General features: G+C 70.3%; 20 protein-coding genes and 1 pseudogene. 10 read left to right on the forward strand and 11 right to left on the reverse strand.

What is annotated here, in order from left to right; translation table 11 throughout:
* Positions 1-151: 151 nt before the first annotated feature.
* Positions 152-634 (forward strand): VOC family protein, encoded by a 483-nt coding sequence (locus ACIOKD_RS36865; protein WP_402092421.1) that lies wholly within the window; start codon positions 152-154, stop codon positions 632-634.
* Between the two features lie 124 nt (positions 635-758).
* Here the strand turns inward: ACIOKD_RS36865 and ACIOKD_RS36870 are convergent.
* A pseudogene (locus ACIOKD_RS36870) lies at positions 759-2,152 on the reverse strand (ABC transporter ATP-binding protein).
* A 251-nt stretch (positions 2,153-2,403) separates the two neighbouring features.
* Here ACIOKD_RS36870 and ACIOKD_RS36875 point away from each other — a divergent pair.
* From ACIOKD_RS36875 to ACIOKD_RS36900, 6 genes are all read left to right on the forward strand, one after another.
* A complete protein-coding gene (locus tag ACIOKD_RS36875) occupies positions 2,404-3,987 on the forward strand; it encodes an ABC transporter substrate-binding protein (protein ID WP_402092422.1) in 1,584 nt (527 codons plus the stop codon).
* Between the two features lie 2 nt (positions 3,988-3,989).
* On the forward strand, positions 3,990-4,946 hold the full coding sequence (locus ACIOKD_RS36880) for an ABC transporter permease (protein ID WP_402092424.1): 957 nt from the start codon (positions 3,990-3,992) through the stop codon (positions 4,944-4,946).
* A complete protein-coding gene (locus tag ACIOKD_RS36885; protein WP_402092425.1) occupies positions 4,943-5,842 on the forward strand; it encodes an ABC transporter permease in 900 nt (299 codons plus the stop codon). Before ACIOKD_RS36880 ends, ACIOKD_RS36885 begins: the two co-directional genes overlap by 4 nt.
* On the forward strand, positions 5,842-7,596 hold the full coding sequence (locus ACIOKD_RS36890) for a dipeptide ABC transporter ATP-binding protein (protein ID WP_402092427.1): 1,755 nt from the start codon (positions 5,842-5,844) through the stop codon (positions 7,594-7,596). The genes ACIOKD_RS36885 and ACIOKD_RS36890 overlap by 1 nt, the downstream gene beginning before the upstream one ends.
* Positions 7,597-7,822: 226 nt before the next feature.
* Positions 7,823-9,838 (forward strand): CocE/NonD family hydrolase, encoded by a 2,016-nt coding sequence (locus ACIOKD_RS36895; protein WP_402092429.1) that lies wholly within the window; start codon positions 7,823-7,825, stop codon positions 9,836-9,838.
* Entirely contained in the window at positions 9,805-10,485 is a 681-nt protein-coding gene (locus tag ACIOKD_RS36900) for a TetR/AcrR family transcriptional regulator (protein ID WP_402092430.1), read from the forward strand. The genes ACIOKD_RS36895 and ACIOKD_RS36900 overlap by 34 nt, the downstream gene beginning before the upstream one ends.
* Positions 10,486-10,500: 15 nt before the next feature.
* On the opposite strand, the gene ACIOKD_RS36905 is transcribed toward ACIOKD_RS36900, so the two are convergent.
* On the reverse strand, positions 10,501-11,442 hold the full coding sequence (locus ACIOKD_RS36905) for an SGNH/GDSL hydrolase family protein (protein WP_402092432.1): 942 nt from the start codon (positions 11,440-11,442) through the stop codon (positions 10,501-10,503).
* 106 nt (positions 11,443-11,548) lie between these two features.
* On the reverse strand, positions 11,549-12,949 hold the full coding sequence (locus ACIOKD_RS36910) for a pyridoxal phosphate-dependent decarboxylase family protein (protein ID WP_402092433.1): 1,401 nt from the start codon (positions 12,947-12,949) through the stop codon (positions 11,549-11,551).
* A gap of 242 nt (positions 12,950-13,191) precedes the next feature.
* Between ACIOKD_RS36910 and ACIOKD_RS36915 the strand changes: the two genes are divergently transcribed.
* Positions 13,192-13,887: a L,D-transpeptidase family protein gene (locus ACIOKD_RS36915; RefSeq protein WP_402092434.1), complete on the forward strand. Its 696-nt coding sequence runs from the start codon at positions 13,192-13,194 to the stop codon at positions 13,885-13,887.
* Positions 13,888-13,935: 48 nt separating this feature from the next.
* On the opposite strand, the gene ACIOKD_RS36920 is transcribed toward ACIOKD_RS36915, so the two are convergent.
* From ACIOKD_RS36920 to ACIOKD_RS36935, 4 genes are all read right to left on the reverse strand, one after another.
* Positions 13,936-15,138: a Gfo/Idh/MocA family protein gene (locus ACIOKD_RS36920; RefSeq protein WP_402092436.1), complete on the reverse strand. Its 1,203-nt coding sequence runs from the start codon at positions 15,136-15,138 to the stop codon at positions 13,936-13,938.
* A 62-nt stretch (positions 15,139-15,200) separates the two neighbouring features.
* The gene (locus ACIOKD_RS36925; protein WP_402092437.1) at positions 15,201-16,550 is read right to left on the reverse strand and encodes an ABC transporter substrate-binding protein; all 1,350 of its coding nucleotides are present in this window, start codon (positions 16,548-16,550) and stop codon (positions 15,201-15,203) included.
* Positions 16,551-16,560: 10 nt separating this feature from the next.
* On the reverse strand, positions 16,561-17,487 hold the full coding sequence (locus ACIOKD_RS36930; RefSeq protein WP_402092438.1) for a carbohydrate ABC transporter permease: 927 nt from the start codon (positions 17,485-17,487) through the stop codon (positions 16,561-16,563).
* Positions 17,488-17,504: 17 nt separating this feature from the next.
* On the reverse strand, positions 17,505-18,470 hold the full coding sequence (locus tag ACIOKD_RS36935; protein ID WP_402092439.1) for a carbohydrate ABC transporter permease: 966 nt from the start codon (positions 18,468-18,470) through the stop codon (positions 17,505-17,507).
* A gap of 178 nt (positions 18,471-18,648) precedes the next feature.
* Between ACIOKD_RS36935 and ACIOKD_RS36940 the strand changes: the two genes are divergently transcribed.
* Positions 18,649-19,821, forward strand: coding sequence for an ROK family protein (locus ACIOKD_RS36940; RefSeq protein ID WP_402092440.1), 1,173 nt, complete (start codon positions 18,649-18,651; stop codon positions 19,819-19,821).
* A 103-nt stretch (positions 19,822-19,924) separates the two neighbouring features.
* Entirely contained in the window at positions 19,925-20,137 is a 213-nt protein-coding gene (locus tag ACIOKD_RS36945) for a hypothetical protein (RefSeq protein WP_402092441.1), read from the forward strand.
* A gap of 75 nt (positions 20,138-20,212) precedes the next feature.
* Here the strand turns inward: ACIOKD_RS36945 and ACIOKD_RS36950 are convergent, their stop codons facing one another.
* The 4 genes from ACIOKD_RS36950 to ACIOKD_RS36965 are packed head-to-tail and all read right to left on the reverse strand — an operon-like array spanning position 20,213 to position 24,039.
* A complete protein-coding gene (locus tag ACIOKD_RS36950) occupies positions 20,213-21,040 on the reverse strand; it encodes a carbohydrate ABC transporter permease (protein ID WP_402092442.1) in 828 nt (275 codons plus the stop codon).
* A complete protein-coding gene (locus tag ACIOKD_RS36955; RefSeq protein WP_402092444.1) occupies positions 21,037-21,930 on the reverse strand; it encodes a carbohydrate ABC transporter permease in 894 nt (297 codons plus the stop codon). The genes ACIOKD_RS36950 and ACIOKD_RS36955 overlap by 4 nt, the downstream gene beginning before the upstream one ends.
* A complete protein-coding gene (locus ACIOKD_RS36960) occupies positions 21,920-23,266 on the reverse strand; it encodes an ABC transporter substrate-binding protein (protein ID WP_402092446.1) in 1,347 nt (448 codons plus the stop codon). The genes ACIOKD_RS36955 and ACIOKD_RS36960 overlap by 11 nt, the downstream gene beginning before the upstream one ends.
* 38 nt (positions 23,267-23,304) lie before the next feature.
* On the reverse strand, positions 23,305-24,039 hold the full coding sequence (locus tag ACIOKD_RS36965) for a sugar isomerase domain-containing protein (RefSeq protein WP_402092448.1): 735 nt from the start codon (positions 24,037-24,039) through the stop codon (positions 23,305-23,307).
* Positions 24,040-24,127 lie beyond the last annotated feature (88 nt).

A 24,127-nucleotide genomic window follows, 5' to 3' on the forward strand; every position in this document is an offset into this window, starting at 1 on the left:
CGGACGTTGCCCTGCCGCCGCACTGGTTCCGGCGGGGACTCCGGGCCCGTGCGGGAAAGCGGGTGGAAAGTCGGCGCGCCACCGATGAGTTTTCCGTCGGGGACAGGTCGGTACAGATGACAGCGTTCCCGCTCCGCTCCAGGAGGTACTCATGAGCACCGACGGATTCACCACGTGTCTCTGGTTCGACGGCCAGGCCGAGGAGGCCGCGAACTTCTACGTGTCGCTCTTCAAGAACTCCGAGCTGGGGAAGGTGGTCCGTGCCACGGAGGCCGGTCCCGGACCCGCCGGTTCCGTCGTCACCGTCGACTTCGTGGCCAACGGCCAGAAGTTCGTCGGGCTGAACGGCGGACCGCAGTTCAAGTTCACCGAGGCCGTCTCCTTCCAGATCGACTGCGCGGACCAGACCGAGGTCGACTTCTACTCGAACGCGATCACCGAGGGCGGCGGCGAGCAGGGCCCCTGCGGCTGGGTGAAGGACAGGTTCGGCCTCTCCTGGCAGGTCGTGCCGACCAGGCTGATCGAGATGTTCAGCGACCCGGACCAGGAGAAGGCGGGCCGCGCCACGGCGGCCATGCTCAAGATGCACAAGCTCGACATCGCCGCCCTGGAGAAGGCGTACGCCGGGGAGTGAGCCGGCCGCCCCCGCACGACGGCCGCCTCCCGTCCGCGTGGGTGCGGGCGGACTCCGCGGGCCCGGACCAAGGAGCGGGGGCCGGCCGTTCTCCAGCTCGGACCGGCCTCCCCCCACCCCGCGTTCAGGCGGGCAGGCTGCCTCCGTGCAGTTCCGTGTACGCCCCCGCCCGGGACATCAGCTCCTCGTGCGACCCGATCTCCCGGACCGCGCCGTCCCCCATCACCACGATCCGGTCGGCGCCCCGGATCGTCGACAGCCGGTGCGCCACCACGAAGGTGGTGCGCCCGTGCACCGGGCGGGCCAAAACCTGCTGGACGAGTGCCTCGGACCGCGTGTCCAGCGCGGACGTCGCCTCGTCGAGGATCAGGACGCACGGATCGCGGATGAGGGCCCGCGCGATGGCGAGGCGCTGCCGCTGACCGCCCGACAGCCGTGCCCCGTGCTCGCCCACCACGGTGTCGAGCCCCCGCGGCAGCCGGTCCACGAACTCCAGCGCGTTGGCGTCCCGCAGCGCCGCGCGCACGGTCGCCTCGTCGGCGTCCGCGTCGTCCATGCCGTACGCGACGTTCTCCCGCACGGTTCCGTCGAACAGGATCGACTCCTGCGGCACCACCGACACGAAGCGCCGGTAGGTCCGCAGGTCCAGGCCGTTCATGTCGGCCCCGTCGAGCAGCACCCGGCCCGAGGTCCATGTTCAGGAACACCCAGGCCGGCGAGGCGAAACGGCCGTTGAGGAGGTCGAGCCGCAGCCCCGAGGCGAGGACCTTGTGCAGCGTGCCGTCCATGCGCCGCAGGGCCTTGCCCTCCAGACCGTGCGCCCAGACCGTGCGCCCGCGTGACCGAGATGAGCCGGGTCATCTCCGTCACCCGCGAGGACAGGTGCTCGACCTCGTGCCGGAAGTCCTCGTTGTGGACGCGCAGCCGGCCCCGCAGCCGCGCCACGAGCAGCGCCGCGACCGGCACCACGCACAGGAACACGGGGACGAACTCGGGGGTGCGCACGGCGATGATGATCAGCCCGCCCGTGAGCACGGTGACCGCGCCCAGCCCCGTCTCGGCGGTCTGCTGCACCATCTGCTCGACCGTCTCCACGTCACGGACGACCTTCGCCTGGAGGACGCCAGCGCTGACGCGTGAGTGGTAGCCGATGGAGAGGTGCTGTATGCGCGTGCACAGCGCGGAGCGCAGGGCCGTGCCCATGCGGCGCACGCTGCCGTAGAGCAGCCGCACGTACAACAGGTGCACGTACAGCAGGTGCAGCGGCATGTTGACGACCAGGATCGCGAGGACGACTCCGGCGCTGAGCCAGAGGTCGGCGATCGGCCCGTGCCGCACGACCGTGTCGATGATGGTCGCGGTGATCAGGGGCAGCAGCCAGACCGGGCTGTGCTTGACGGTGAAGACGGCGAACGCGGCGGCGAGCTTCCACCGGTCGGCCCGGAACAGGTAGACAAGGGTGCGGATCGGGTGCTCGCCGCGGTAGCGGTGGTCGAGCGGTTTCTCCCACGAGGCCATGCCGGCCGTCCCTCCCCAGGGAGTGGTGAACACGCGGGGCAAGCGCTTTCTCCCCATCCCTCGATCACGCACACCCGGCGCGGCCGATCATCCCGCGGCCGTTCCTCCGCCACGTAACGGCTCGGTTTCCGACGTAAATTTCCGCGCTCCGAGGGTTGGCGGGGAACCATCGGCTGGTTATCGTTCACGCACTTCACTCAATCGTTCCGCTGAACGAATAGCGAACGCATAGCGGGAGGGACGGTCGGCCCATGCCCGACATCCATCACCCCGGACGGCGCTCCGTCCTTGCCGCGGCGGCCGCGGGCAGCGCGTCGCTCGGTGCGTCCTGGCTGCTCACCGGCTGCACAGGCGCCTCGGCCGCCCCCGCTCTGCCCAAGAGGGCCGAGCAGGGCACCCCCGATCGCGGCGGAACGCTCCGCATCGCCCGGCCGCCCGCCTCCGAGGCCGAGACCCTGGACCCGGCGAGCGCCCTGTCCGCGTACGAATACCTCGGTGCCCTCTACAACCGGCTGGTCCGCATCGGTGCGAACGGCGCTCTCGCCCCCGACCTCGCCGAGTCCTGGGAACCGGACAGCAAGGCCCGCACCTGGACCTTCCGCCTCCGCAAGGGGGTCGCCTTCCACGACGGCCACGAACTCACCTCCGCCGACGCCGCGTACACCCTGCGCCACATCCTCGACAAGGCGACGGCGTCACCGCAGGCCGCCGTTCTCGCCCCGCTCATCGACCCGGCGAAGCTGCGCACTCCCGACGCCCACACGCTCGTCGTGCCGCTGAAGACCCCCAACGCGGAGTTCCCGAGCCTGCTCACGCACTACAACTGTTACGTCATCCCCGACGGCAGCGCCCGCGGCATCGGCCGCACCGGCATCGGCACGGGCCCCTTCGAGCTGGAGTCCTTCGCCCCCGCGGGACCCGGCCGGATCACCGCGTTCGAGGACCACTGGGCGGGCCGCCCGGTCCTGGACGCCATCGACTTCTACTCCGTCGCCGACATGTCCGCCCGCTCCAACGCCCTGCTCGCCGGACAGGTCGACCTCCTCTCGCAGACCAACCTGGACTTCGCGACCGCCCGGGTCGTCGCCGCCTCCGACCGCGCGACGATCGCCCGCGTCGAGAACGCCCAGTGGTACGTGCTGCCGATGCTCACCACCGAGAAGCCCTTCACCGACGTACGCGTCCGGCAGGCGATGAAACTGGCCTACGACCCCGAGCACGTGGTGAAGGTCGCCCTCCAGGGCGCGGGCACGCCCGGCTGGAACAACCCCGTACCGCCCAGCGACCCCGCCCACCTCGCCACCCACCCCGAGCACGACCCGGAACAGGCCCGGCACCTGCTGAAGAAGGCGGGCCACGAGGGTCTGACGGTCGACCTCTACACCTCCTCCTACGACCCGGTCTTCACACCCATGGCCCTCGCCTACCAGGACTCGGCCGGGCGGGCCGGGATCCGGGTCCGGGTGAAGACGGCCTCGGCGGACTCGTACTACACGCAGATCTGGATGAAGAAGCCGCTCATGGCCACCTACTGGTACACCGGCAGACCCGTCGACCAGCTGTTCACGCAGGTCTTCCGCAGCGGCTCCTCCTACAACGAGACCGCCTGGTCGGACAAGGCGTTCGACGCGCTCCTCGACCGGGCCCGGCAGGAGACCGACGACGAGCGGCGGCGCGAACTGTACGGCGAGGCGCAGACCTTCGTCGTCGAGAAGGGCGGGGCGATGACCCCGATGTTCGCCGACCGGCTCGTCGGCATCTCGCGGAAGGTACGCGGCTACGCCGAGCACGGCTTCGAGTTCGACTACCTCGGCATCGGCCTGAAGGGAGCCTGACCATGCTCTCGTTCATCGCCCGCCGCGTCCTCGCCGCCCTCGGCACCCTCGTCCTCTCCTCCGTCCTGGTCTTCCTCGCCGTCCAGGCCCTGCCCGGCGACGTCGCCACCCAGGTCCTCGGCAAGGACGCGACCCCGGACGCGGTCGCCGCCCTGCGCGAAAAACTCAAGCTCGACCAGCCGGCCTGGGAGCGGTACGCCGACTGGATCGGCGGCGCCCTGCACGGCGACTTCGGATCCTCCCTCGTCTCCGGCAAGGCGGTCGGCGGCGAAGTCGGCATGTACCTCGGCAACTCCGCGCTCATCGCCCTGGTGACCGTCCTGTTCGCCGTCACCGGCTCGATCGTCCTCGGCATCCTCGCCGGCCTGTACCGCGACCGCTGGCCGGACCACCTCATCTCCACGGTCAGCCTGGTCGGGATGAGCGTCCCCGAGTTCGTCGTCGCCACCGTGCTCGTACTCTGCTTCTCGGTCGCCCTGCCCTGGTTCCCCGCGGTCGTCCTGTACGGCCCCGAGGCGACCGTCGGCCAGCTCATGCCCGCCGTATGGCTGCCCGCCCTCGCACTCGCGATCGTCATGGCCGCGTACATCGTCCGGATGGCCCGCACGTCCGTCATCGACGTCATGGCGAGCGAGTACGTCACCACGGCCCGCCTCAAGGGCCTGTCGAACTGGCGGGTCGTCACCCGGCACGCGCTGCCGAGCGCCCTGCTGCCGACCCTGCACGTCATCGCCCTGAACGTCGCCTGGCTCGCGGGCGGAGTCGCCGTCGTCGAGAACGTCTTCAACTACCCCGGCATCGGAAAGCTGATGCTCGCCTCCGTCCAGAACCGGGACCTGCCCGTCATCCAGGCCATCGCCCTGATCAGCGCGGTCGTGTACGTCGTCTGCAACCTGGCCGCCGACCTCGGTGCCATGGCCCTCAACCCCAAGCTCCGTACGCGCGGGAGGACCCGATGACCACCCTCGACACCCCGGCGGCCACGCCCGCGGTGCCCGCCGCACCACCGTCCGCCGCGGCCCGCGCCTGGCGCACCCTACGCTCCTCACGGGCGGCGGCCATCGGCCTCACGATCGTCGCCGTCCACGTCCTGATCGCCCTGCTCGCTCCCCTCCTCACCTCGTACGACCCGATCGCCAACAACGCCGACCAGGCGCTCCTCGGCCCGAGCTGGAGCCACTGGGCGGGAACGGACCAGTACGGCCGTGACGTCCTGGCGCGGGTCCTGTACGGCGGCCGGTACGCGATCGGCGTCTCCGTCGCAGCCACCCTGGTCACCCTGCTGATCGGCACGGTCGTCGGCTGCGCCGCGGCCCTGCGGGGCGGCTGGTTCGACGACGTGCTGGGCCGGGTGCTCGACGCGGTGCTCTCCATCCCGTCGGTGCTCGCCCTGCTGGTCATCGTCACCGCACTGGGCACGGGCCCGTCGGTCATCGTCCTCGCCATCGCGGTCGTGTACGTCCCCCAGGTCGTACGAGTCGTCCGCGGCGCCGCCCTCGCGGTCGCGCCCGCCGACTACGTGACCGCGGCGCGGGCCAGGGGCGAGGGCACCTGGGCCATCCTGCGCCGCGAGATCCTGCCGAACATCACCGACGTGGTGTGTGTCGAGTTCGCGATGCGGGCCTCCTGGGTCGTGCTGCTGATCTCGTCGCTGTCCTTCCTCGGCTTCGGCGCCGATCCGCCGACGCCCGACTGGGGCCTGATGGTGGCCGAGAACCGCACCGCCATCACCGTCGTCCCGATGGCGAGCCTCGCACCGATCATCGCCCTGGCCACACTCGTGGTGGGGCTCAACCTCGCGGCCGACGGCCTGTCCAAGGCATGGGGCGTCGACCGGATCAGGGAGGGGTCCTGATGACCGCCGCCGTCGTATCGGTGAAATCGCTCGTATCCGTGAACTCGCTGTCGGTGGCCTACCGTTCGGGCGGCCGTGACGTGCCGGTCGTGCGCGAGGTGTCCCTGGAGGTGCTGCCGGGCCGGACCCTCGCCCTGGTCGGCGAGTCGGGAAGCGGCAAGTCGACCGTCGCGGCGACACTGCTGGGGCACCTGCGGCACGGATCGCGGGTGACGGGCGGCTCGGTACGGGTCGACGGCGCCGACGTGTTCGCCCTGCCCGCAGGGGAGTTGCGGCGGTTGCGGGGCGGCACTGTCGCCATGGTCGCCCAGAACGCCGGACACGCCCTGACCCCTTCCATGCGCATCGGACGCCAGATCGCGGAGGCGGGCGGTGACATACCGGTCGTGGACCTCCTCGAACAGGTCCGGCTGCCCCGTCCCGCCGAACTCGCCCGCCGTTACCCGCACGAACTCTCCGGCGGCCAGCAGCAGCGCGTCGCCATCGCCATGGCCATCGCCGCCCGTCCCAAGGTCCTCGTCCTCGACGAGCCGACGACCGGACTCGACGTCGTCACCCAACGCGGTGTCCTCGACCTGATCGGCGCGCTGCGCGACGAACTCGGCCTGTCCGCCGTCCTGGTGAGCCATGACCTCGGAGTCGTCGCGCACATGGCCGACGAGGTGGCTGTGCTCAGAGCCGGCCGGATCGTGGAGGCGGCTCCGACGAGCCGGCTCTTCGCGACGCCGCAGGACCCGTACACCAGACGCCTGTTGGCGAGCGTGCCGCGGCTCGACGACGCGGGCCTCGCGCGGGTGGGCGAGGCGGGTGAGCGGGAGGTGCGGCCGAAGACGGTGATCCCCGCGGGGGCTCCCGTCGCCGTCGCCGCCCGGGACGTCACGATCGACTACGGGTCCAGCCGTGCCGTGGACGGGGTCTCCTTCGACGTCCGGCGCGGGGAAGTCCTCGCGCTGGTGGGGGAGTCGGGCAGCGGGAAGTCCACGCTCGCCTGGGCGCTGGCGGGGCTGCGCACGCCGTCCGGCGGCACGATGACGCACGGCTCAGGCCGCGACGCGGGTGACCTCGCCCGGCCCGCCGGGAAGCGGCCGTCGGCGCTGCGGCGGCGGGTCCAGCTCGTCTTCCAGAACGCCGACACCTCCCTCAACCCCCGGCGGTCCGTGGGGGACGCGGTGCGGCGGCCGCTGCGCTTCTTCGGCACGGCCGGTTCGCGGGCCGACGCCGACGCGCGGGCACGGCGGCTCATCTCCGACGTACGCCTCGACCCCGCCCTCGCGGAGCGGCTGCCCGCGCAGCTCTCCGGCGGGCAACGGCAGCGGATCGGGATCGCGCGGGCGCTCGCGGGTGAGCCGGATGTGCTGATCGCCGACGAGATCACGACGGCGCTCGACGTGTCGGTGCAGGCCGATGTCCTGCGGCTGCTCGACGACCTGCGGCGGGAGCGGGAGCTGGCGTGTCTGTTCATCAGCCACGACCTGGCTGTGGTGCGGGGGATCGCGGACCGGGTGGTTGTGCTGTGGCGGGGGGTGGTGGTGGAGCAGGGACCGACCGACTCGGTCTTCTCCTCGCCCGGTCATCCGTACACGCGGCAGTTGATGGCTGCGGTGCTTCAGCCCGATCCGGGGGCGCGGGACGTTGTGGGGCCGGTGCCGGAGTGGGTGGATGCGGTGGAGGGGGGTGACCTGTGGGTCGGCGATGACCAGGTCGCTGACTCTGCTGGGGGGCATCGTGTGCGGCGGTGGAGGGCGGTGGGGTGAGGGGGGTCTCGCCCCCGCCGCATGGGGGCTGCGCCCCCTCGCCCCCTCTGTCCTCAAACGCCGGACGGGCTGAAAGATTCGCGGACGGGCTGAAAGATATCCGCCGGTCCGGCGACATCTCAGCCCGTCCGGCGTTTGAGGACCGGGGGTTCGGGGGCGGAGCCCCCATGCGGCGAGGGCGAGAACACCTCTCCTCGACCCCCACCCACTGGAGCAAGGAGCCAAGTTGCACCACCGTGAGCACTTCGACCGGCAGGTCATGGTCGAGGACGTCTGGATCCCCACCAGGGACGGCCAGACCCACCTGCACGCCCGCGTCTGGCGTCCCACGGACGCCACCACCACCCCCGTCCCCGCCCTCCTCGAATACCTCCCCTACCGCAAGACCGACTGGACGGCACCCAGGGACGCCCAACGCCACCCCTGGTACGCGGGCCACGGCTACGCCTCCGTCCGCGTCGACATCCGCGGCCACGGCGACAGCGAGGGCACCCCCGGCGACGAGTACGACGCACAGGAACTCGCGGACGGCGTGGACGTAGTCAACTGGCTGGCCGCGCAGCCCTGGTGCACCGGCAAGGTGGGCATGTTCGGCATCTCCTGGGGCGGCTTCAACGCCCTCCAGATCGCCGCCCTCGCCCCCGAACCGCTGAAGGCGATCGTCACCGTCTGCTCGACGGACGACCGCTACGACAACGACGTGCACTACACGGGCGGCGCAGTCCTCGGCGTCGACATGCTCGCCTGGGCGGGCACGATGCTCGCGTTCGCCGCCCGCCCGCCGGACCCGACCAGCGTGGGGAAGGACCGCTGGCTGCCGATGTGGCGCGACCGCCTCGAAGCCCTCGAACCCTTCCTGCACACCTGGCTGGCCCACCAGCGGCGCGACGACTACTGGCGGCACGGCAGCGTCTGCGAGGACTACTCGGCGATCGGCGCGGCGGTCCTCGCCGTCGGCGGCTGGAACGACCCGTACCGGGACACCGTGCTGCGGCTCGTGGAGCACCTGCCCGACGACCGCGTCCGCGGGCTCGTCGGACCCTGGTCGCACCAGTACCCGGACCGCGGCCTGCCGCCCGGCCCGGCGATCGGCTTCCTCCAGGAGACCCTGCGCTGGTGGGACCAGCATCTGAAGGACGAGGACACCGGCATCATGGGCGAGCCGCTGCTGCGCGCCTGGCTCAACGACCCGGTCCCGCCGGCCACTTCGTACGACGTGATGCCGGGCCGGTGGGTGGGGGAGGACAACTGGCCGTCCCCCGCCGTCAGGTGGGACGAGAGGCCCCTCGGGCAGGGCGCCGCCCCCGTCCTCGTACGGTCGCCCCAGCACACCGGACTCGACGCCGGCCGGTTCTTCCCGTTCGGCAACGCGAGCGATCTGCCGCCCGACCAGCGGGAGGAGGACGGGCGTTCGGTCTGCTTCGACTCCGACCCGTTGGAGGGAAGGGTGGAGATCCTCGGCCGCCCCCGCGTCCGGCTCCGCCTCGACAGCGGCACGCCCCGCGCCCATGTCATCGCCCGGATCTGCGACGTCGCCCCCGACGGCTCGTCCACGCTCGTCACCCGCGGCGTCCTCAACCTGCTCAGCAGGCACGGGCGCGACCGGGCCGTGGAGTGGACCCCGGGGACGTACGAGACGGTGGAGTTCGAGCTGAACGGCGTCGGATACGCCTTCCCGCCGGGACACCGTGTCAGGGTCGCCGTCTCCGACTCGTACTGGCCCTGGGTGTGGCCGCACGGCGAACGCGGCGAGCTGACCGTGCTGCCCGCCGAGAGCGCCGTACTCCTGCCTGTACGTGATCCGGCGGCCGACGAGGGCCGCGCGCCCATCCGTTTCGAGGAGCCCGAGCAGGCCGTACCGCTGGCCGTCGAGCACGAGAAGGCCGCCGACCCGGCGCCGGAGCGGCTGGTCACCCATGACGTGGCCAAGGGGGAGTGGACTCTGGAGGTCGACCCCAACTACGGCGGCTCGCGGGTCTATCCGGACGGGCTGCGCTACGACGAGAGCGCCCGCGAGACGTACCGGATCCGCTCCGACGACCCCCTGTCCGCGCGGGCGGTCTCCGAGTGGGCGATCCGGCTGCGGCGCGGCGACGACTGGGACGCTGAGATCATCACGCGTACGGAGCTGCGGGCCACGGCCACGGAGTTCATCATGGACAGCCGGATGGAAGCACGGGCGGACGGAGAGACAGTGGTCAAGCGCGCATGGCACCGCACCACCCCGAGGACGTCCGCGTGAAGGCCGCGAGGACGCCCCGCCGTGCGGTCGCCGCGGCCGACCGCACGCGCCAGCCCACCGAGGTCCGCCGCCGGCTCATCGTGGAGGCGGCCGTCCCGCTCATCGCCGAGCGCGGCTACGCGTCCGTGGGCGTGCGGGACGTCGCCGCCGCGGCCGGGGTGTCGGTGGGCACGGTCACCTACCACTTCGGCAGTGTCCAGGAGATCCTCTCCGAGGCCATGGTGCTGAACATCGAGCGCTACTACGCGGCACTGAACGACGCCGCCGAGGAGGCGTCCGGCGGTGCCGAGGCGCTGCGGCTGCTGATCGACGCGCTGTTCACGCAGGACACCGACCGGCACTGGCGGATGTGGTTCGACTACTGGAGCGCCGGCGACCGCGACCAGGACCCCGAACAGGCCTTCGCGGGCGGCCAGGCGAAACGGTACGAGGACTGGCACGGCCAGATCCGCGCGCTGGTCGAACGGGGCGTCGTCGACGGCGAGTTCGTCTGCGCCGACCCCGCCGGGTTCACCGTCCGCTTCGCCGCCCTCTCCGACGGACTGGCCCTGCAGCGGCTGCGCCAGGCGCCTCCGCTGAGCACGGAGGACGCGCGTCGGCACATGTACCGGCTGGTGGAGACGGAGCTGGGGACCGGTGGACGCTGAGTCCGGTGCCCGGGTTCAGTCCGCCGCCGGAGCCACGGCCTGACCGATCGTCCGGCTGATCGCGCGGGTGATGCGCAGGATGCCGGGGGAGCGGACGGGGCAGGGCTCGGGCGTCGAGGTGGTGGGTGCCAGGCAGAAGTGCAGGTAGTCGTCGTCGCGGTGCAGAGCGGTGCGGCCACTGCCCGGCTGCGTGCAGTACGGGCCGTGCGCACGCTCGTACGCGGTGCACGGCAGGTACTGGGTCCAGGTGTAGCGGGCCGAGGCCGCGCTCACCGCTTTTCCGGCGTCCGCGAGCAGATCACCGGAGGCCCGCGCCTGCCGCTCGTACACCGCGTTGACACGCCGGACCCGGTCGGGAGTGATCGGGTCGGGTCCCTGCAGCACCCAGACGATCTTCGCTCCGTTCGCGGCCTCCGCGATCTGGTCCGTCAGCCGCCCGGCGTCGGCGGTGTAGCGCGCGAAGTACCCGTCCCGCTCCTTGTCGTACGTGATGCCGTCCATGCAGGGCGTGTAACCCCAGGCGTTGCCCCAGAACTGGAGCACCACGAAGTCCGGCCGCAGCCGGCGCACCAGGGCGGCCGCCTTGTCCTTCGGCGGGACGAGGGAGTCCTCGCCGGTGCCCTCCAGGTAGTCGCACAGAGTGGTGCCGGAGTAGGGGGCGCTGGTGTAGCGCGCCCTCTCCTCGTCCCGCAGGAGTCCGCCGAGGACCTGCTGGTTCTCCATGGCGAGGGAGTCGCCGAGGTAGAGGACGGTGGGGCGGGAGGCGGAACGCCCGGCGGACGCGTCGGACCCAACTCCGGCGCTCGCCCCGGGCGTGGCGGCCGGGCGCCGATGCGTGGTCGAGGCGGTTCCTGGGGCTGAGGGCGTGGACGCGGTCTCGGGTCCCGACGAGGGATCCCCGCACGCGGTGAGCAGCAGTGCTCCCGCCAGCACTCCACCGATCCACGGCCTGCTCATACGGCAACTCCCGCCCCGGCCCTCGAAAACGGCCCCCAGACAAGCACAGCGGCCCGCAGGGCGGAAGAGCTGAAGCGGCCGGCACCTGCCGCCGGGACCCGGCTGTTCAGGACTCCGGTTCGCCGGCCGCCCGCGTCACCGCTTCGAGCACCCGGTCCGTGTCGGCCCCGGACGTCCGCCAGTTGCTGAACGCGGCCCGCAGCGCGTGCGTCCCCTCCAGGACGGTCGGTGTCACAAACGCCTCGCCGGACTCGGCGACCGCCCGGCCCAGCGCGTGCACCCGCTCTTCGGTGGCGGACCCGGCGAGGGTGAAGCAGACGACGTTCAGCCGGACCGGCGCGAGCAGGCGCAGGCCCGGTACCCCCGCGATCCCCTCGCCGAGCCGCCGGGCCTGGGCCACGTTGCGCTCGACGATCTCGCGATGCCCCTCGCGCCCGTAAGCGGTGAGCGAGAACCAGGCCGGCAGCGCGCGCAGCCTGCGGGAGTTCTCCGGCGTGAGATGCACGAAGTCGGGCTCCCCGGTGGGCAGTCCGAGGTACGGCGACGCGTTGTGGAAGACCCGCACCTGCAACTCCTGGTGGCGGGTGAACTGCACGGCCGCGTCGTACGGGACGTTGAGCCACTTGTGCAGATCGACGCAGACCGAGTCGGCGGCGTCGATGCCGTCGGTCAGGTGCGCGTGTGCGGGGGACAGCGCGGCGAAACCGCCGAAGGCGGCGTCCACGTGCAGCCAGAAGTCGTACCGCTCCTTGAGCTCCGCGATCGCCCGCAGATCGTCGAAGTCGACCGTGTTCACCGTGCCCGCGTTGGCCACGACCACCGCCGGGCGCCCGTCCAGCGCTTCGAGCGCCTCCGCCAGCCGTGCCACGTCGACCGCCTCCCGGCCGCCGGGCAGCACCGGCACCGTACGCAGCCGGTCGCGGCCGATGCCCAGGACGGAGAGGGCCTTGGGGATGCTGGAGTGCGGGCTGCCCGAGAGCACGGTGACCGGGCCGAGCGCGGCGACGCCCGCCTCGGACACGCGGATCCCCTTATGGTCGCCCAGCCACTCGCGTGCCAGGGCCAGCCCGACCGTGTTCGACATGGTCGCGCCCGTCACGAAGGCACCGCTGTGTGCTTCGCCGAACCCGAACAGCTCCCGCAGCCAGCCCAGCGTCTCCCGCTCCAGAGCCGACGCCGAGGAACCGTCGCCGCCGGCGGCGTTCTGGTCGTAGACGCTGGTCAGCCAGTCCCCGGTGACCGCGGCCGGAGTCGCGCCGCCGGTGACGAAGCCGAGATAGCGGGGGCCCGCGATGGCGGCGAAACCGGGCGCCCACCGCTCGGCGAACCGTGTGAGGGCGCCCTGCGCACCCGCACCCTCGGTAGGAAGGGGCCGCGGATCCGGCGCCCGGCCCTGCTGGACCACGGGCCGTGCCTCGATCCCCGACACCTCGCGGGCGGCGAAGTCACGGGCGGACTGCAGGAGTTCGGGGAGCCGGGAGAGGTCGTCGGCGAGTGCGGGATGCATGGCGGCAGCGTAGGCGGGCAGCCGGGACAGGAGCAGGGGCCAATCGCAGGGAACTGGCCCCGTCCAGGGCGACCGACACCGTCCCGGAGCGGGAGACCGCTCCCGTACCGAATGACCCGGTTCAAGATCATGTCACCGTTTCGTTCCAGCCGGTCCGATACCACAACCGATATTCCCCGGCGCGTGTCCAACTGGCAGGGATCGACCGGATCGCAGCAGAACCGAAGAGGGAAGGCCTGGTCATGGGGGACATTCGCAGACGGACAGCCGTCGCACTGGGGATCACCGGCATGGTGGTGCCGCTGACCGTCGCACTGGGCGCGGCGCCCGCGCAGGCGGCCACTTGCACCACTTCGAGCGGCCCGTATCAGAAACAGGTGGAGAAGTTCCTCGGCCGGCCGGTCGACGGCAAGCAGTCCACCGCCGACTGCAAGGCGATCAAGACCTTCCAGACCAAGCACGGCATCACCCCGAACATCGGCTACGCGGGCTCCGTCACCTGGGGCGTGATGGATCTGATGACCAAGCAGAAGGCCGTCGGGACGAACCCCAACAAAGACGGCAAATGCCCGGTCAACAAGGGCCGCATCGCCTGTGTGAACCTGACGCTCCAGCTCAGCTGGATCCAGGACGGCAAGACCCTCGTGTACGGACCGGTGCCGGTGCGCACGGGCCGCAACGGATACGAGACCCGTACCGGCCTGAAGAAGATCTACTGGCGCAACATCGACCACGTCTCGACCATCTACGACGTGCCCATGCCCTACAGCCAGTTCTTCGACGGCGGCCAGGCCTTCCACTCGGTCGGCGTGAGCATGTGGAACCCGCCCGGCTCGCACGGCTGCGTCAACATGACGAAGACGGACGCCAAGAAGTACTGGTCGCTGCTGAAGAAGAACGACGACGTCTACGTGTACGGCCGCAAGCCGGGCACCTGACCGGGCCGGTCCGGCCGTTCCCGGGAACGGCCGGACCGTACAGAAACGTCACGCCTCCGGCGCGTCCCCGAAGTCCGGGATCTCCAGTCGTGCCCCGCCCTGCCGTGCCGACTCGTGCGCGACGATGCCCGGCAGGGTGTAGCGGGCGGCCACCCACGCGTTCACCGACGGCAGGGTCCGGGTGTTGACGGCGGTCACGAAGTCGTCCACCAGGAAGTGGTGGCTGCCCTCGTGGCCGTTGTGCAGGTTGTCGAACTCCCTCGGCAGCCGTGACCGGTCGTGCACCGGGGCCGATCCGGAGGTGAAGGCGGCCCGCAGCTCCGGTGCGATGTGCCGCAGGGAGGGGTCGTCGGGGGACATGGTGGGCTTGGGCTCCAGGAGTTCGCTGATGTCCTCGACCCCCTGCTTGTCCTGCCAGAAGGCCACCGTGGCGAGCTGCTCCATGCTGGCTTCCGTCCCGAAGAACCGGAAACGCGACTCCCGGATGTGCGAGGGGTAGCCCACCCGCCGGAACTCGTTGGTACGGAACGAGCCGCCGCCCGCGACCTCGAACAGCGCGGTGGCGTTGGAGTAGTCGTTGTCGAACTGGCTGATCTCCTCGTCGAAGACCCCGTCCCCGCGGTCGTCCCTGACCCCGATCGCGGACACGCTCACCGCGTGCGTCTGCCAGGCCCCGAGGACCCCGCCCACCGAGTGCGTGGGGTAGAGCAGCGGGGGGTAGCTGGCGGTCGCCTTCCAGTTCTCGCCGCCGCTGTACTGGTAGGCCTCGTAGAACCCGAGGTCCATGTCGTGCACGTAGTCGCCCTCGGCGTAGAAGAGCCGGCCGAAGGAGCCCTCCGCGATCTGGTTGCGGGCATGGACGGTTGCCGGGTTGTACTGGCTGGTCTCACCCATCATGTAGGTGAGTCCGGTGGCCCGTACCGTGTCGATGATCGAGGCGATCTCCTCGTGGGTGATCGCCATCGGCACGGCCGAGTAGACGTGCTTGCCGGCGTTCAGCCCCTGGATGACCAGCGGGCCGTGGGTCCAGCGCTGGGTGAAGATCGCGACGGCGTCCACCGCCTCCGACTCCAGCATCGCCTGGTACGAGGGGAAGGTGCCCGCCAGCCCTTCGGCGGCGGCCAGTTGTTCGGCGCGCTCCGGCAGCAGATCGGTGACGTACACGTCGCCGACACCCGGGTGGGCGAGAAACAGCTTCGCGAACTGGCCGGAGAACTGGCCGGCGCCGACGATGCCGAGGGAGAACGTCATGGAGTGTGTGCCTTTCACTGTCCGGGTCACTGTCTGAGCCAGCGTCTGAGTCACTGTCCGGGTCACTGGCCGAGGACGAAGTTGATCTGGTCGTTGGTCTTGGTCAGGCCCTTCACCGGGGCGTTGTTGGCGAAGACGTCCTGCATCGCGGGGCGCATCAGGGCGTACACGTCCGCCGCGTAGTCGGTGACGGGGAAGGAGAAGGTGGTGAAGTCCTTCTTGTCCGCGACCGGACCGGTGAAGGCGGACACGTCGATGTCCTTCGCCTTGTACGCGGCCACGGCCGCCTCGGTACCGCCCGGGGTCGCCGGGAAGACGATGCCGTAGCCTCCCACCGTCTTCTGGCACTCGTCGGAGGCCAGGTACCGCACCCACTTCTTCGCGCCCGCCTTGTTGTGGGCGTTCTTGGTGATGGAGTCGGCGAGGCCGTTCATCATGGTGGCCCGCTTGCCGGTCGGACCGGCCGGGGTGACGGCCGTCCCGACGTCGAGCCCCTTGGTGCCGTAGTACGTGGAGATCATCCAGGCGCCGTCGAGGGCGGTCGCCGCCCTGCCGGAGGCGACCTGGGCGTTGGGCGGGTTGGCGCCGTCGGTGTAGTCGGTGAACGGGGCGAGGTAGCCCTTCCTCGCGAGGCCGAAGTACCAGTCGACCACCGTCTGGAAGGTCTTGCTGTCGTACCTGTACTCGGTGCCCCAGCGCGCCTTGTCCGTGTACTTCCAGCCTGCCGAGGCGGCGAACGGGCTCCAGGTGGTCTGCCCGTCGCTGTCGCCGGCGCCGCCGGTGGCGAGCCCGTACACCTCTACGTTGTTCTTGTCGAAGCCCTCCTCGTCGCCGCGCTTGCCGTTCTTGTCGACGGTCAAATGCGCGATGGCCTTCTCGAAGGTGCCGCCGTCCCTGGGGTTCCAGGCGAGGCCGTTGAGCTCCTCCGCGGCCAGCCCGGCCTTCTCGGTCATCTTCTTGTCGTAGAAGAGGGCGACGGTGTCCCAGTCCTTCGGGGCGCCGTAGCGGTGACCGTCCCGGCCGGTCCAGTTGGCGGCGAGACCCGGCTGGTAGGCGGAGTCGTCGATGCCCAGGTCGTCCAGCGGTTCGAGCACGTCCAGGTCGGCGAACTGCCCGAACTTCTGGATGTGGTCGGTGAACACGTCGGGCTCGGTGCCCGCGATGAAGCTCGCGGTGAGCTTGGTCCAGTAGTCGGCCCAGCCCATCTGAGTGATCTTCACGTCCAGGCCCGGGTTCTGCTTCTCGAAGTCCTTGGCGCAGGCCTGGTAGGCGGGCTGCTGGTTGGAGTCCCAGAGCCAGTACGTGACCGTGTCCGCGCCCGCTCCGGCGGCTCCGCCCTGCGCGCAGCCCGTCACCAGGGACAGCGCCAGCGCCCCGGTCAGTGCCACGGCTGTACGCGTACGAATTCGCATGCCCGTCCCCTTACTTTATGCCGGTGAAGCTGATGGTGCTGACGATGCGGCGCGCGAAGAAGCCGAAGAGCACGAGCATCGGGAGTGCGGCGATGAGCGTCGCCGCCATCAGGCCGGACCAGTCGTAACCGGTCTGCGGTGTCTGCGCCCGGAAGATGGCCAGGGCCACGGTGAGCACGCGCGAACTGTCGCTGTAGGAGACCATCAGCGGCCAGAAGTAGTCGTTCCAGGAGGTGATGTACGTCAGCACGCCCAGGGTGAGGACGGGGGAGGACGCCATCGGCAGCATGACGCGGAAGAAGACGCGGATCTTCCCGGCCCCGTCGAGCAGCGCCGCCTCCTCGACCTCCCGGGGCACGTTCATGAAGAACTGGCGCATGAAGAACACCGCGAACGGGGTCATGAACATCGTCGGCAGGGAGATACCCAACAGGCTGTCGACCAGGCCGAGTTGCTTGATGAGGACGAAGTTCGGCAGCAGCGTGAAGATGGTGGGCACCATCAGCCCGGCCAGGAACAGCCCGAACACCTTGTCCCGGCCGCGCCACCGCAGCCGGGCGAAGGCGTACGCGGCCATGGCGGAGAAGAGGATCTGGAAGACGGTGATCAGGGTGGACACCATCACCGAGTTGAGCAGATAGCGCCAGAACTTCAGCCCGCCGCCCGAACCGCCCTGGGCGATCGCCTCCTCGGTGGACTGCAGGCCCAGAGCGCGTTCGAAACCACCGGTCGTCAGGTCCACGGGCAGGGCGTCGCCGGGGTGGGCCGCGAGCGCCGTGTTCGAGGACAGCGCGGTGCGCAGGATCCAGTAGAAAGGCAACAGGGTGATGAGGACCATCGCGGCCATCACCGTCCAGGCCGCGACCTTCCCGGGAGAGAGCCTTCGGCGCTCGGGCCGTACCTTCGTGGTCGTTGTCGTTGCCGTCACGGCGGTCATGTCGGTCGCTCCCTTCGTCAGCCGAGGTCGGTCTGCCCGGCTCGGGTGAGCCGGTACTGGAGGATGGTGATCGCGCTGAGCACGACCAGGAGCGCCACGGACATCGCCGAGGCGTAGCCGAACTGGAAGCGGCCGAACGCCGAGCCGTAGATGTAGAACTGGAGCACGTTGGTGGCGTTGGCGGGGCCGCCGTTGGTCGTCACCGCCACGGTGTCGAAGACCTGGAACGAGCCGATCACGGTCATGATCAGCACCACGGCCAGCACCGGCCGCAGCAGCGGCATGGTGATCCGCCAGAACATCCGCCACTCGCTCGCCCCGTCGACCTTCGCGGCCTCGTACATGTCGCCGGGGATGGCCTGCAGTCCGGCGAAGAGCAGCAGCGCGGTGTAGCCGACATGCCGCCACACGTTGATCAGCGCGATCGTCGGGATCGCCCACGTCTCGTCCGCGAGGAACGGGATGCGGTCGAACCCGAGGCCCGCGATGATCTCGTTGCCGACGCCGAGCTGGGTGTCGAGCATCCACAGCCAGACGATGCCCGCGACGACGTTCGACATCAGATACGGGGTGAGCACGACGCCCCGCAGCGCCGCGGACCGGGTGAGGCGCTGCAGGAGGACGGCGACGGCCAGCGCGGAGACCGTCTGGACACCGATGTTGATGAACACGTACTCGACGGTGACCTGCATCGAGTCCCAGAAGATGGGGTCGTTGACCATGCGCCGGTAGTTGTCGAGGCCGACCCACTCGGCCGGGGTCAGCAGATTGAAGCGGGTGAAGCTCAGATAGATGCCGCGCAGCGTCGGCCACAGCAGGAAGACCAGGAAACCCAGCATGGCCGGCGCGATGAACAGTGCCGCGAGGGCCCCGTCACCGCCACCGTCACGCTCTCGCTTCCTGCCGCTCCTCGGCTTGGGAACTGTCCCCTCGACGCCGCGCGGTGGCAGACGCGACGGTGGGCTGCTTGAGGCGACGGTCATCGGGAGACTCCCTCGTCTGCGGCTCGTTCTCGGGGCCCACTTACTTTTGGGTCGAAAGAATCCAGCCGTCAAGAGGTCTGCACATAACTTTCTCTCCTGGGCTTCGATGGGTTTACGCGGCCAGAAGTGGCATCATTACTTCTGAACCAAAAGCAATGACATGACAAGGGGGTCGGTCATGACCGCACGCGCCGCCAGCTGGCTGCCGCTCAGTCCCGGTGAACGCTCCGTGGCGATCGAGGTCCTCACGCACGGCCCCCTGTCGCGCAGCGACATCGCCCGACGGCTCGACCTGTCCGCGGGCAGCCTGACCCGGCTCACCAAGCCGCTCATCGAGTCCGGCCTGCTGGTCGAGGTCCCCGAGGGCAGCGCACTTCCCGACGCCGAGGTGCGCCAGGGCCGACCCTCCCAGCCTCTCGACATCGTCGCCGAATCCCGCACCTTCATCGGCTTCAAGATCACCGAGGACATGGTCTACGGGGTCGTCACGACCCTCAGGAGCGAGATCGTCGCCCGCCACGACCTAGCCCTGGCCGGCCACGATCCGCAGCACGTCGTGGAGGTGCTGCGGGCGGTCACGGAGGAGTTCGCCCGGGACTTCCCGGGCCTCGCCGGGATCGGCATCGGACTGGGCGGGCGCGCCTCCGACCGCTCCGTCGTCGACGAGTCGGCCTTCCTCGGCTGGCGTGACGTCCCTCTGGCGCGGCTGCTGGAGGAGCGCACCGGACTGCCCGTCGTCGTCGAGAACGACGTGAACGCGCTCGTCGAGGCCGAGAGCTGGTTCGGCGCGGGACGCGGCCTCGACCGGTTCGCGGTCCTCACCATCGGCGCGGGCCTCGGCTACGGCCTGGTCAGCGGCGGCAAGCGGGTGGTGACCGCCGAGGACGGGCGAGGGGTCGGCCGCTTCTGGATGGTGAACCCGAACGGCCCGCTCACGCCCGAGGGCGGGCGTGGCAGCGCCATCTCCCTGCTGACCATCCCGAACATCCGCTACCAGGTCCGGGCCGCCACCGGCCGCGACGTCACGTACGACGAGGTCCTCGCGCTGGCCGCCGAGGGCGAACCCATGGCTGCCCGGGTCGTCGACGAGGCGGCGCGCGCCCTGGGCACCCTCGTCGCACAGATCGCCAACTTCGCCATGCCGGAGAAGATCCTCCTCGCCGGGGAGGGAGTGGGTCTGGTCGACGTGGCCGGTCCGGTGGTCGAGCGGGCGATCCTGGACAACCGCCATCCCCAGGCCGACCCGGTCAACCTGGAGACCAAGGTGTCCGACTTCCACGACTGGGCGCGGGGCGGCGCCGTACTGGCCATCCAGACGCTGGTCCTTGGCTCCGGATCCGGGCCCGTCTGACTGAGCCGGATGCGGAAGCCGCACGCCGTGGCCCTTGTCACAGCCGCCGAAAGGCGGTAAGGATCACAGTCTCCACTCACATGGTCTTCACGCACAGCCCCGTATGATTCACGCTATGTCCACCACTCACCGTCGTGCGCCGGGAGCCACGCAAAGGTCAGCCGCCGAGGTCAACGAAGAGATCCGGGCCCTGTGGCTCCGGGCCGGCGGAACACTGAGCGGTGAGCAGCGGCGGGACTACCAGCGACTGGTCCTGGAGTGGGCGACCGCCGCCCCCCGGCCCGACTCGCACGCGGACGCCTCGCAGGCGGCCTGACCGTCAGGTCCGCCCCCGAGCCCCGTCAACACCGCTGCACCGCTCAACTTACTTTCACCGCTCGACCCTTCGCGTTCAGCCCTTCATCGCCCCCTGCAGCAGTCCCGCGATGAAGCTGCGCTGGAAGACGACGAAGAGGATCAGGATCGGCAGCATCACGATGATCGTCCCCGCCGCCAGCGTGGGGATGTCCGTGCTGTTCTGACCGACGAAGAACCCCAGACCCGCGGGCGCCGTGTGCTTGGTGGTGTCCTGGATGAGGACCAGCACCAGCAGGAACTGGTTCCACGACCACATGAAGACGAGCAGCCCGAGCGTCATCAGGGACGGCCGGGCCAGCGGCAGCAGGATCCGTACCAGGATCGTCGCCGACGAGGCGCCGTCCATCCGGGCCGCCTCCACCAGTGACGTGGGCGTCGACAGGAAGTGCGTACGCATCCAGAACACGCTGAACGGCATGAACAGCGCGATCTCCACCAGGATCACGCCCAGGTACGAGTTGGTCAGCCCGAGACCGCGCAGGTCGAAGTAGAGGGGCACCACGATCAGTTCCACCGGGATGGTCAGACCGGCGATGAAGAACGCCGCCATCGCGTTGCCGCCGGGCAGTTTCATGGTGCCCAGCGCGTACCCCGCCAGCGCGGACAGGACCAGACAGGCCGGTACGACACCGACGGCGATGACGAGGCTGTGCCGGATCAGGTCGGAGAAGCCGGCCACCGACCACGCCGTCTCGTAGTTGTCCCAGCTCCACCGCTCCGGCCAGGTCAGACCCACCACGGGCGTGCCGGCCGGCTGGAGCGAGGCGAGGAAGACACTGAGGAACGGGATCACGACGACGATCGCCATGACGGTCAGCAGCGCGTAGCCGGACCAGCGTTCCGAGCGCGCGACGGTGTTCATGTCCGATCCCTCGACAGACGGTTGATGAGGTAGACGATCGCGAGTATCAGGACGCCCAGCACGACGGCCAGGGCCGCGGCGAGCCCCACCTTGCCCTCGGAGAACGCCAGCCGGTACACGAGGAGACCGGGGACCGTCGTCTGCTCGCCCGGACCGCCGTTCGTCGTCACGTACACGATGTCGAAGCTGGCCAGCGCGGCCACCGTCGTGACGGTCATGGCGACCGCGAGTTCACCGCGCAGATGCGGCAGCGTCACGGACACGAACTCGCGGACCGGGCCCGCGCCGTCGATCCTGGCCGCCTCGTACAGGCTGGGGTCCACCTTCTGCACGCCGCTGAGGAAGAGCATCATGCACAGACCGCTCAGCACCCAGGTGCCGACGAGTCCCACGGCGATCAGCGCGGCGTCGAAGTCGCCCAGCCACGCCCGGGCCGCACTGTCCAGCCCCACCCCGCGGAACACCTGGTTGACCACCCCGTCGTCCCCGTACAGCCAGCGCCAGGTCACGCCGACCGCGACGAGCGGCACGACCTGCGGCAGCATGAACAGGAAGCGGTACGCGCCCATGCCGGGCCGCCGGTAACGGGCCAGCAGGCCCGCCGACAGCAGTCCGAGCACGATGGGCACGAAGGAGAAGAACACCACGAGGACCAGGGCGTTGACCACCGACCGGCGCAGGATCGGGTCCTGGAAGATCTCCGCGTAGTTGCCGAGCCCGACCCACTCGCCGAGCGTGACGCCGTCCCACTCGAACAGCGACAGATACGCCGTGTGCAGGGCGGGCAGCACCGCGAAGGCGAAGTAGACGGCGAAGGCGGGCAGGACGTACAGGTACCCGCGCCACCGCCTGCGTGCCTCCCGGTTCCGGACGGGCGGCCTACTCCCCATGATGGTCCTCCCACTCGTCCTGCAGAGAGTCGAGGTAGTCCGCGGGCTCCACGCGGTCCGCGATGAGCTTCTGGACGCCGGAGCGCAGCCGGTCGAGCATCGCGGGCGCGGCGAAGTCGGGGAACGTCGTGATGCCGTCGTCGGCCACGGCCCGCCGGTGCCCCTCCGCGATGTCCGCGAGCACACCCGTCGGTTTCTTCACGGCGTCGGGGTTGGGTGGCATGAAGCCGTTGTCGCTGATGATCTGGCCCGCCTCGGGGGAGGTCAGGAAGTCGAGGAACGCGCCTGCCGCCTCGGGGTGTTCGGTCTTGGCCGACACGGCGTACGACACGCTGAACCCCGAGGCCACCGTGGGGGAGCCGGCCTGTTCGCCGGGCATCGGGAAGAACCCGACGTTGTCCCCCATGACGGTGGCCAGCTGCCCGGCCGCCCAGTTGCCGTTGATCAGGAAGACGCTGTCGCCCTTGGCGAACTGGGCGGTCGAGTCGACCTGCGCGGTGCCGTTCGCGGACTCGTTGTAGTACCCCTTGCGGCCCCACTCGATCATGACTTCACTGGCCTCCACCGCCGCCGGGTTCTCCATCGTGGCGCCCTTCCTGCCGTTCACCCAGTCCCAGTACTCGTCCGTGGGCATCAGCTGGTTGAGCAGGGCGGCCCACAGGTGCAGACCACCGGAGTCGAGCGCGCCGACCCCGAGCGGGGTGAGGTCCGCGTCCTCGGCCGCGGCGAGTCGCTTCTCGAACTCGTCCAGCGTCCTCGGGGGAGCGTCCATCCCGGCCTTCTCGGCGAGTTCCTTGTTGTAGTAGATGCCCGTCATGGACAGGCCCGCCGGGACCCCGAACAGGGCGCGCCCGCCGGTCGCCTCGCTGGTCCGTCCCGCCGTGAGCTGGTCGAGACTGACCGGGGGAATGGCCTCGTCCCAGCCGTACGCCTCCCGGTAGGGCGCCAGGTCGAGGATGTGGCCGTCCGCCGCGAGGTCGGTCATGCCGACCGCGTACTGGGCGATGTCGGGGGCGGTGTCCGAGGTCATGGTCAGCTTGAGGTTCTGGACGTAGTCCGAGAACGTCTTGTACTGCGGCTCGACGCCGATGTCGGGATGGTGCTTCTCGAACGCGGCGATCAGCGCGTCGACCATCAGCGGGGCGTCGGCGAACTGCAGACGCAGCGTGACGTCCCCGTCCGGCACGGCGGTCGAGGACGGCACGCCGGTGGGCCCCGGCACCGTCGTCGCGCTGCCCGGGGTGAGCGCGTCGCACGCGGCGAGCGGGAGCACGAGGGCGACGGCGCAGACCGTCGCGGCGATGCGGCGGCGCACCCGGTGTGTGCTGTCCATCATCGGCCTCCTGGCGTTGCCTCGTCGGTCGGATCGGTACGTCAGTCTCTCGGGCAGCGGTCCTTGTACTGCTCCAGCAGTTCGTCGTTGCGGCGCTGGGCGTCGCCGTCCGTGTTCTGACTGACGATCAACGGCGGTGTCCGCCCGTGGTGTTCGACGAGCAGTTGGGCCGCCCGGCAGGTCAGCGCGTTGACGAGGGCCACCCCCAGCACGGTCGACAGGGCACCCACGGCCAGCTCGCCCAGGGGCACCACCGTGTCGCCGGGGCTGCCGTGGGTGTCGATGACGATGTCGGCGACATCGAGCAGCCGCTGTCCGCCGAGGTGCCGCGACTCGGCGGCCAGGGAGTGCGCCCGGCTGGTGACGGCGACGACGGTCGCCCCCAACTCCCGTGCGCCGACGGCGAATTCCACGGGCACGGCGTTGATCCCGGAGTTGGAGACCACGACCACCACTTCACCCGCCCTGATGTCAGCCGTACGGAGGACGGCCGCCGCGTAGCCGCTGACGCGTTCGGCCGCGCCGGCGTGGCGCGGGGCGACGGGGGAGAGCGCCGGGTCGGCGATGACGTTGACCGGCGCGAGTCCGCCGGCACGCTGCAGCGGTTCGACGGCGACGAGTTGCGAGTGGCCGCTGCCGAAGTAGTGGACGACTCCTCCGGCCGCGATGCTGTCCGCGACGGCCCGGGCCGCACGCTCGATCGCGGGCCGCTCGGCGGTGGCCATCGCGGCGAGCTTCTCCTGGAGAGCGGCGAAATAGACGAGATCGGCGTTCATCGTGTCGAGGCCACCTGGTCATCGTGTCGAGACCGTCCGAGGGGTCGGACGGAGCCGCTGACGTGGCTGTGGACCGTACCAAAGGGGT

The sequence above is a fragment of the Streptomyces sp. NPDC087844 genome (assembly GCF_044742785.1).
In the GTDB taxonomy this organism is placed as follows: Bacteria; Actinomycetota; Actinomycetes; order Streptomycetales; family Streptomycetaceae; genus Streptomyces.

What these genes read in the sequence shown, in the direction of transcription:
- ACIOKD_RS36865 (WP_402092421.1), top strand. Translation starts at nt 152, where the DNA reads ATGAGCACCGACGGATTCACCACGTGTCTCTGGTTCGACGGCCAGGCC.
- ACIOKD_RS36875 (WP_402092422.1), top strand. Translation starts at nt 2,404, where the DNA reads ATGCCCGACATCCATCACCCCGGACGGCGCTCCGTCCTTGCCGCGGCG.
- ACIOKD_RS36880 (WP_402092424.1), top strand. Translation starts at nt 3,990, where the DNA reads ATGCTCTCGTTCATCGCCCGCCGCGTCCTCGCCGCCCTCGGCACCCTC.
- ACIOKD_RS36885 (WP_402092425.1), top strand. Translation starts at nt 4,943, where the DNA reads ATGACCACCCTCGACACCCCGGCGGCCACGCCCGCGGTGCCCGCCGCA.
- ACIOKD_RS36890 (WP_402092427.1), top strand. Translation starts at nt 5,842, where the DNA reads ATGACCGCCGCCGTCGTATCGGTGAAATCGCTCGTATCCGTGAACTCG.
- ACIOKD_RS36900 (WP_402092430.1), top strand. Translation starts at nt 9,805, where the DNA reads ATGGCACCGCACCACCCCGAGGACGTCCGCGTGAAGGCCGCGAGGACG.
- ACIOKD_RS36905 (WP_402092432.1), bottom strand. Translation starts at nt 11,442, where the DNA reads ATGAGCAGGCCGTGGATCGGTGGAGTGCTGGCGGGAGCACTGCTGCTC.
- ACIOKD_RS36910 (WP_402092433.1), bottom strand. Translation starts at nt 12,949, where the DNA reads ATGCATCCCGCACTCGCCGACGACCTCTCCCGGCTCCCCGAACTCCTG.
- ACIOKD_RS36915 (WP_402092434.1), top strand. Translation starts at nt 13,192, where the DNA reads ATGGGGGACATTCGCAGACGGACAGCCGTCGCACTGGGGATCACCGGC.
- ACIOKD_RS36920 (WP_402092436.1), bottom strand. Translation starts at nt 15,138, where the DNA reads ATGACGTTCTCCCTCGGCATCGTCGGCGCCGGCCAGTTCTCCGGCCAG.
- ACIOKD_RS36925 (WP_402092437.1), bottom strand. Translation starts at nt 16,550, where the DNA reads ATGCGAATTCGTACGCGTACAGCCGTGGCACTGACCGGGGCGCTGGCG.
- ACIOKD_RS36930 (WP_402092438.1), bottom strand. Translation starts at nt 17,487, where the DNA reads ATGACCGCCGTGACGGCAACGACAACGACCACGAAGGTACGGCCCGAG.
- ACIOKD_RS36935 (WP_402092439.1), bottom strand. Translation starts at nt 18,470, where the DNA reads ATGACCGTCGCCTCAAGCAGCCCACCGTCGCGTCTGCCACCGCGCGGC.
- ACIOKD_RS36940 (WP_402092440.1), top strand. Translation starts at nt 18,649, where the DNA reads ATGACCGCACGCGCCGCCAGCTGGCTGCCGCTCAGTCCCGGTGAACGC.
- ACIOKD_RS36945 (WP_402092441.1), top strand. Translation starts at nt 19,925, where the DNA reads ATGATTCACGCTATGTCCACCACTCACCGTCGTGCGCCGGGAGCCACG.
- ACIOKD_RS36950 (WP_402092442.1), bottom strand. Translation starts at nt 21,040, where the DNA reads ATGAACACCGTCGCGCGCTCGGAACGCTGGTCCGGCTACGCGCTGCTG.
- ACIOKD_RS36955 (WP_402092444.1), bottom strand. Translation starts at nt 21,930, where the DNA reads ATGGGGAGTAGGCCGCCCGTCCGGAACCGGGAGGCACGCAGGCGGTGG.
- ACIOKD_RS36960 (WP_402092446.1), bottom strand. Translation starts at nt 23,266, where the DNA reads ATGATGGACAGCACACACCGGGTGCGCCGCCGCATCGCCGCGACGGTC.
- ACIOKD_RS36965 (WP_402092448.1), bottom strand. Translation starts at nt 24,039, where the DNA reads ATGAACGCCGATCTCGTCTATTTCGCCGCTCTCCAGGAGAAGCTCGCC.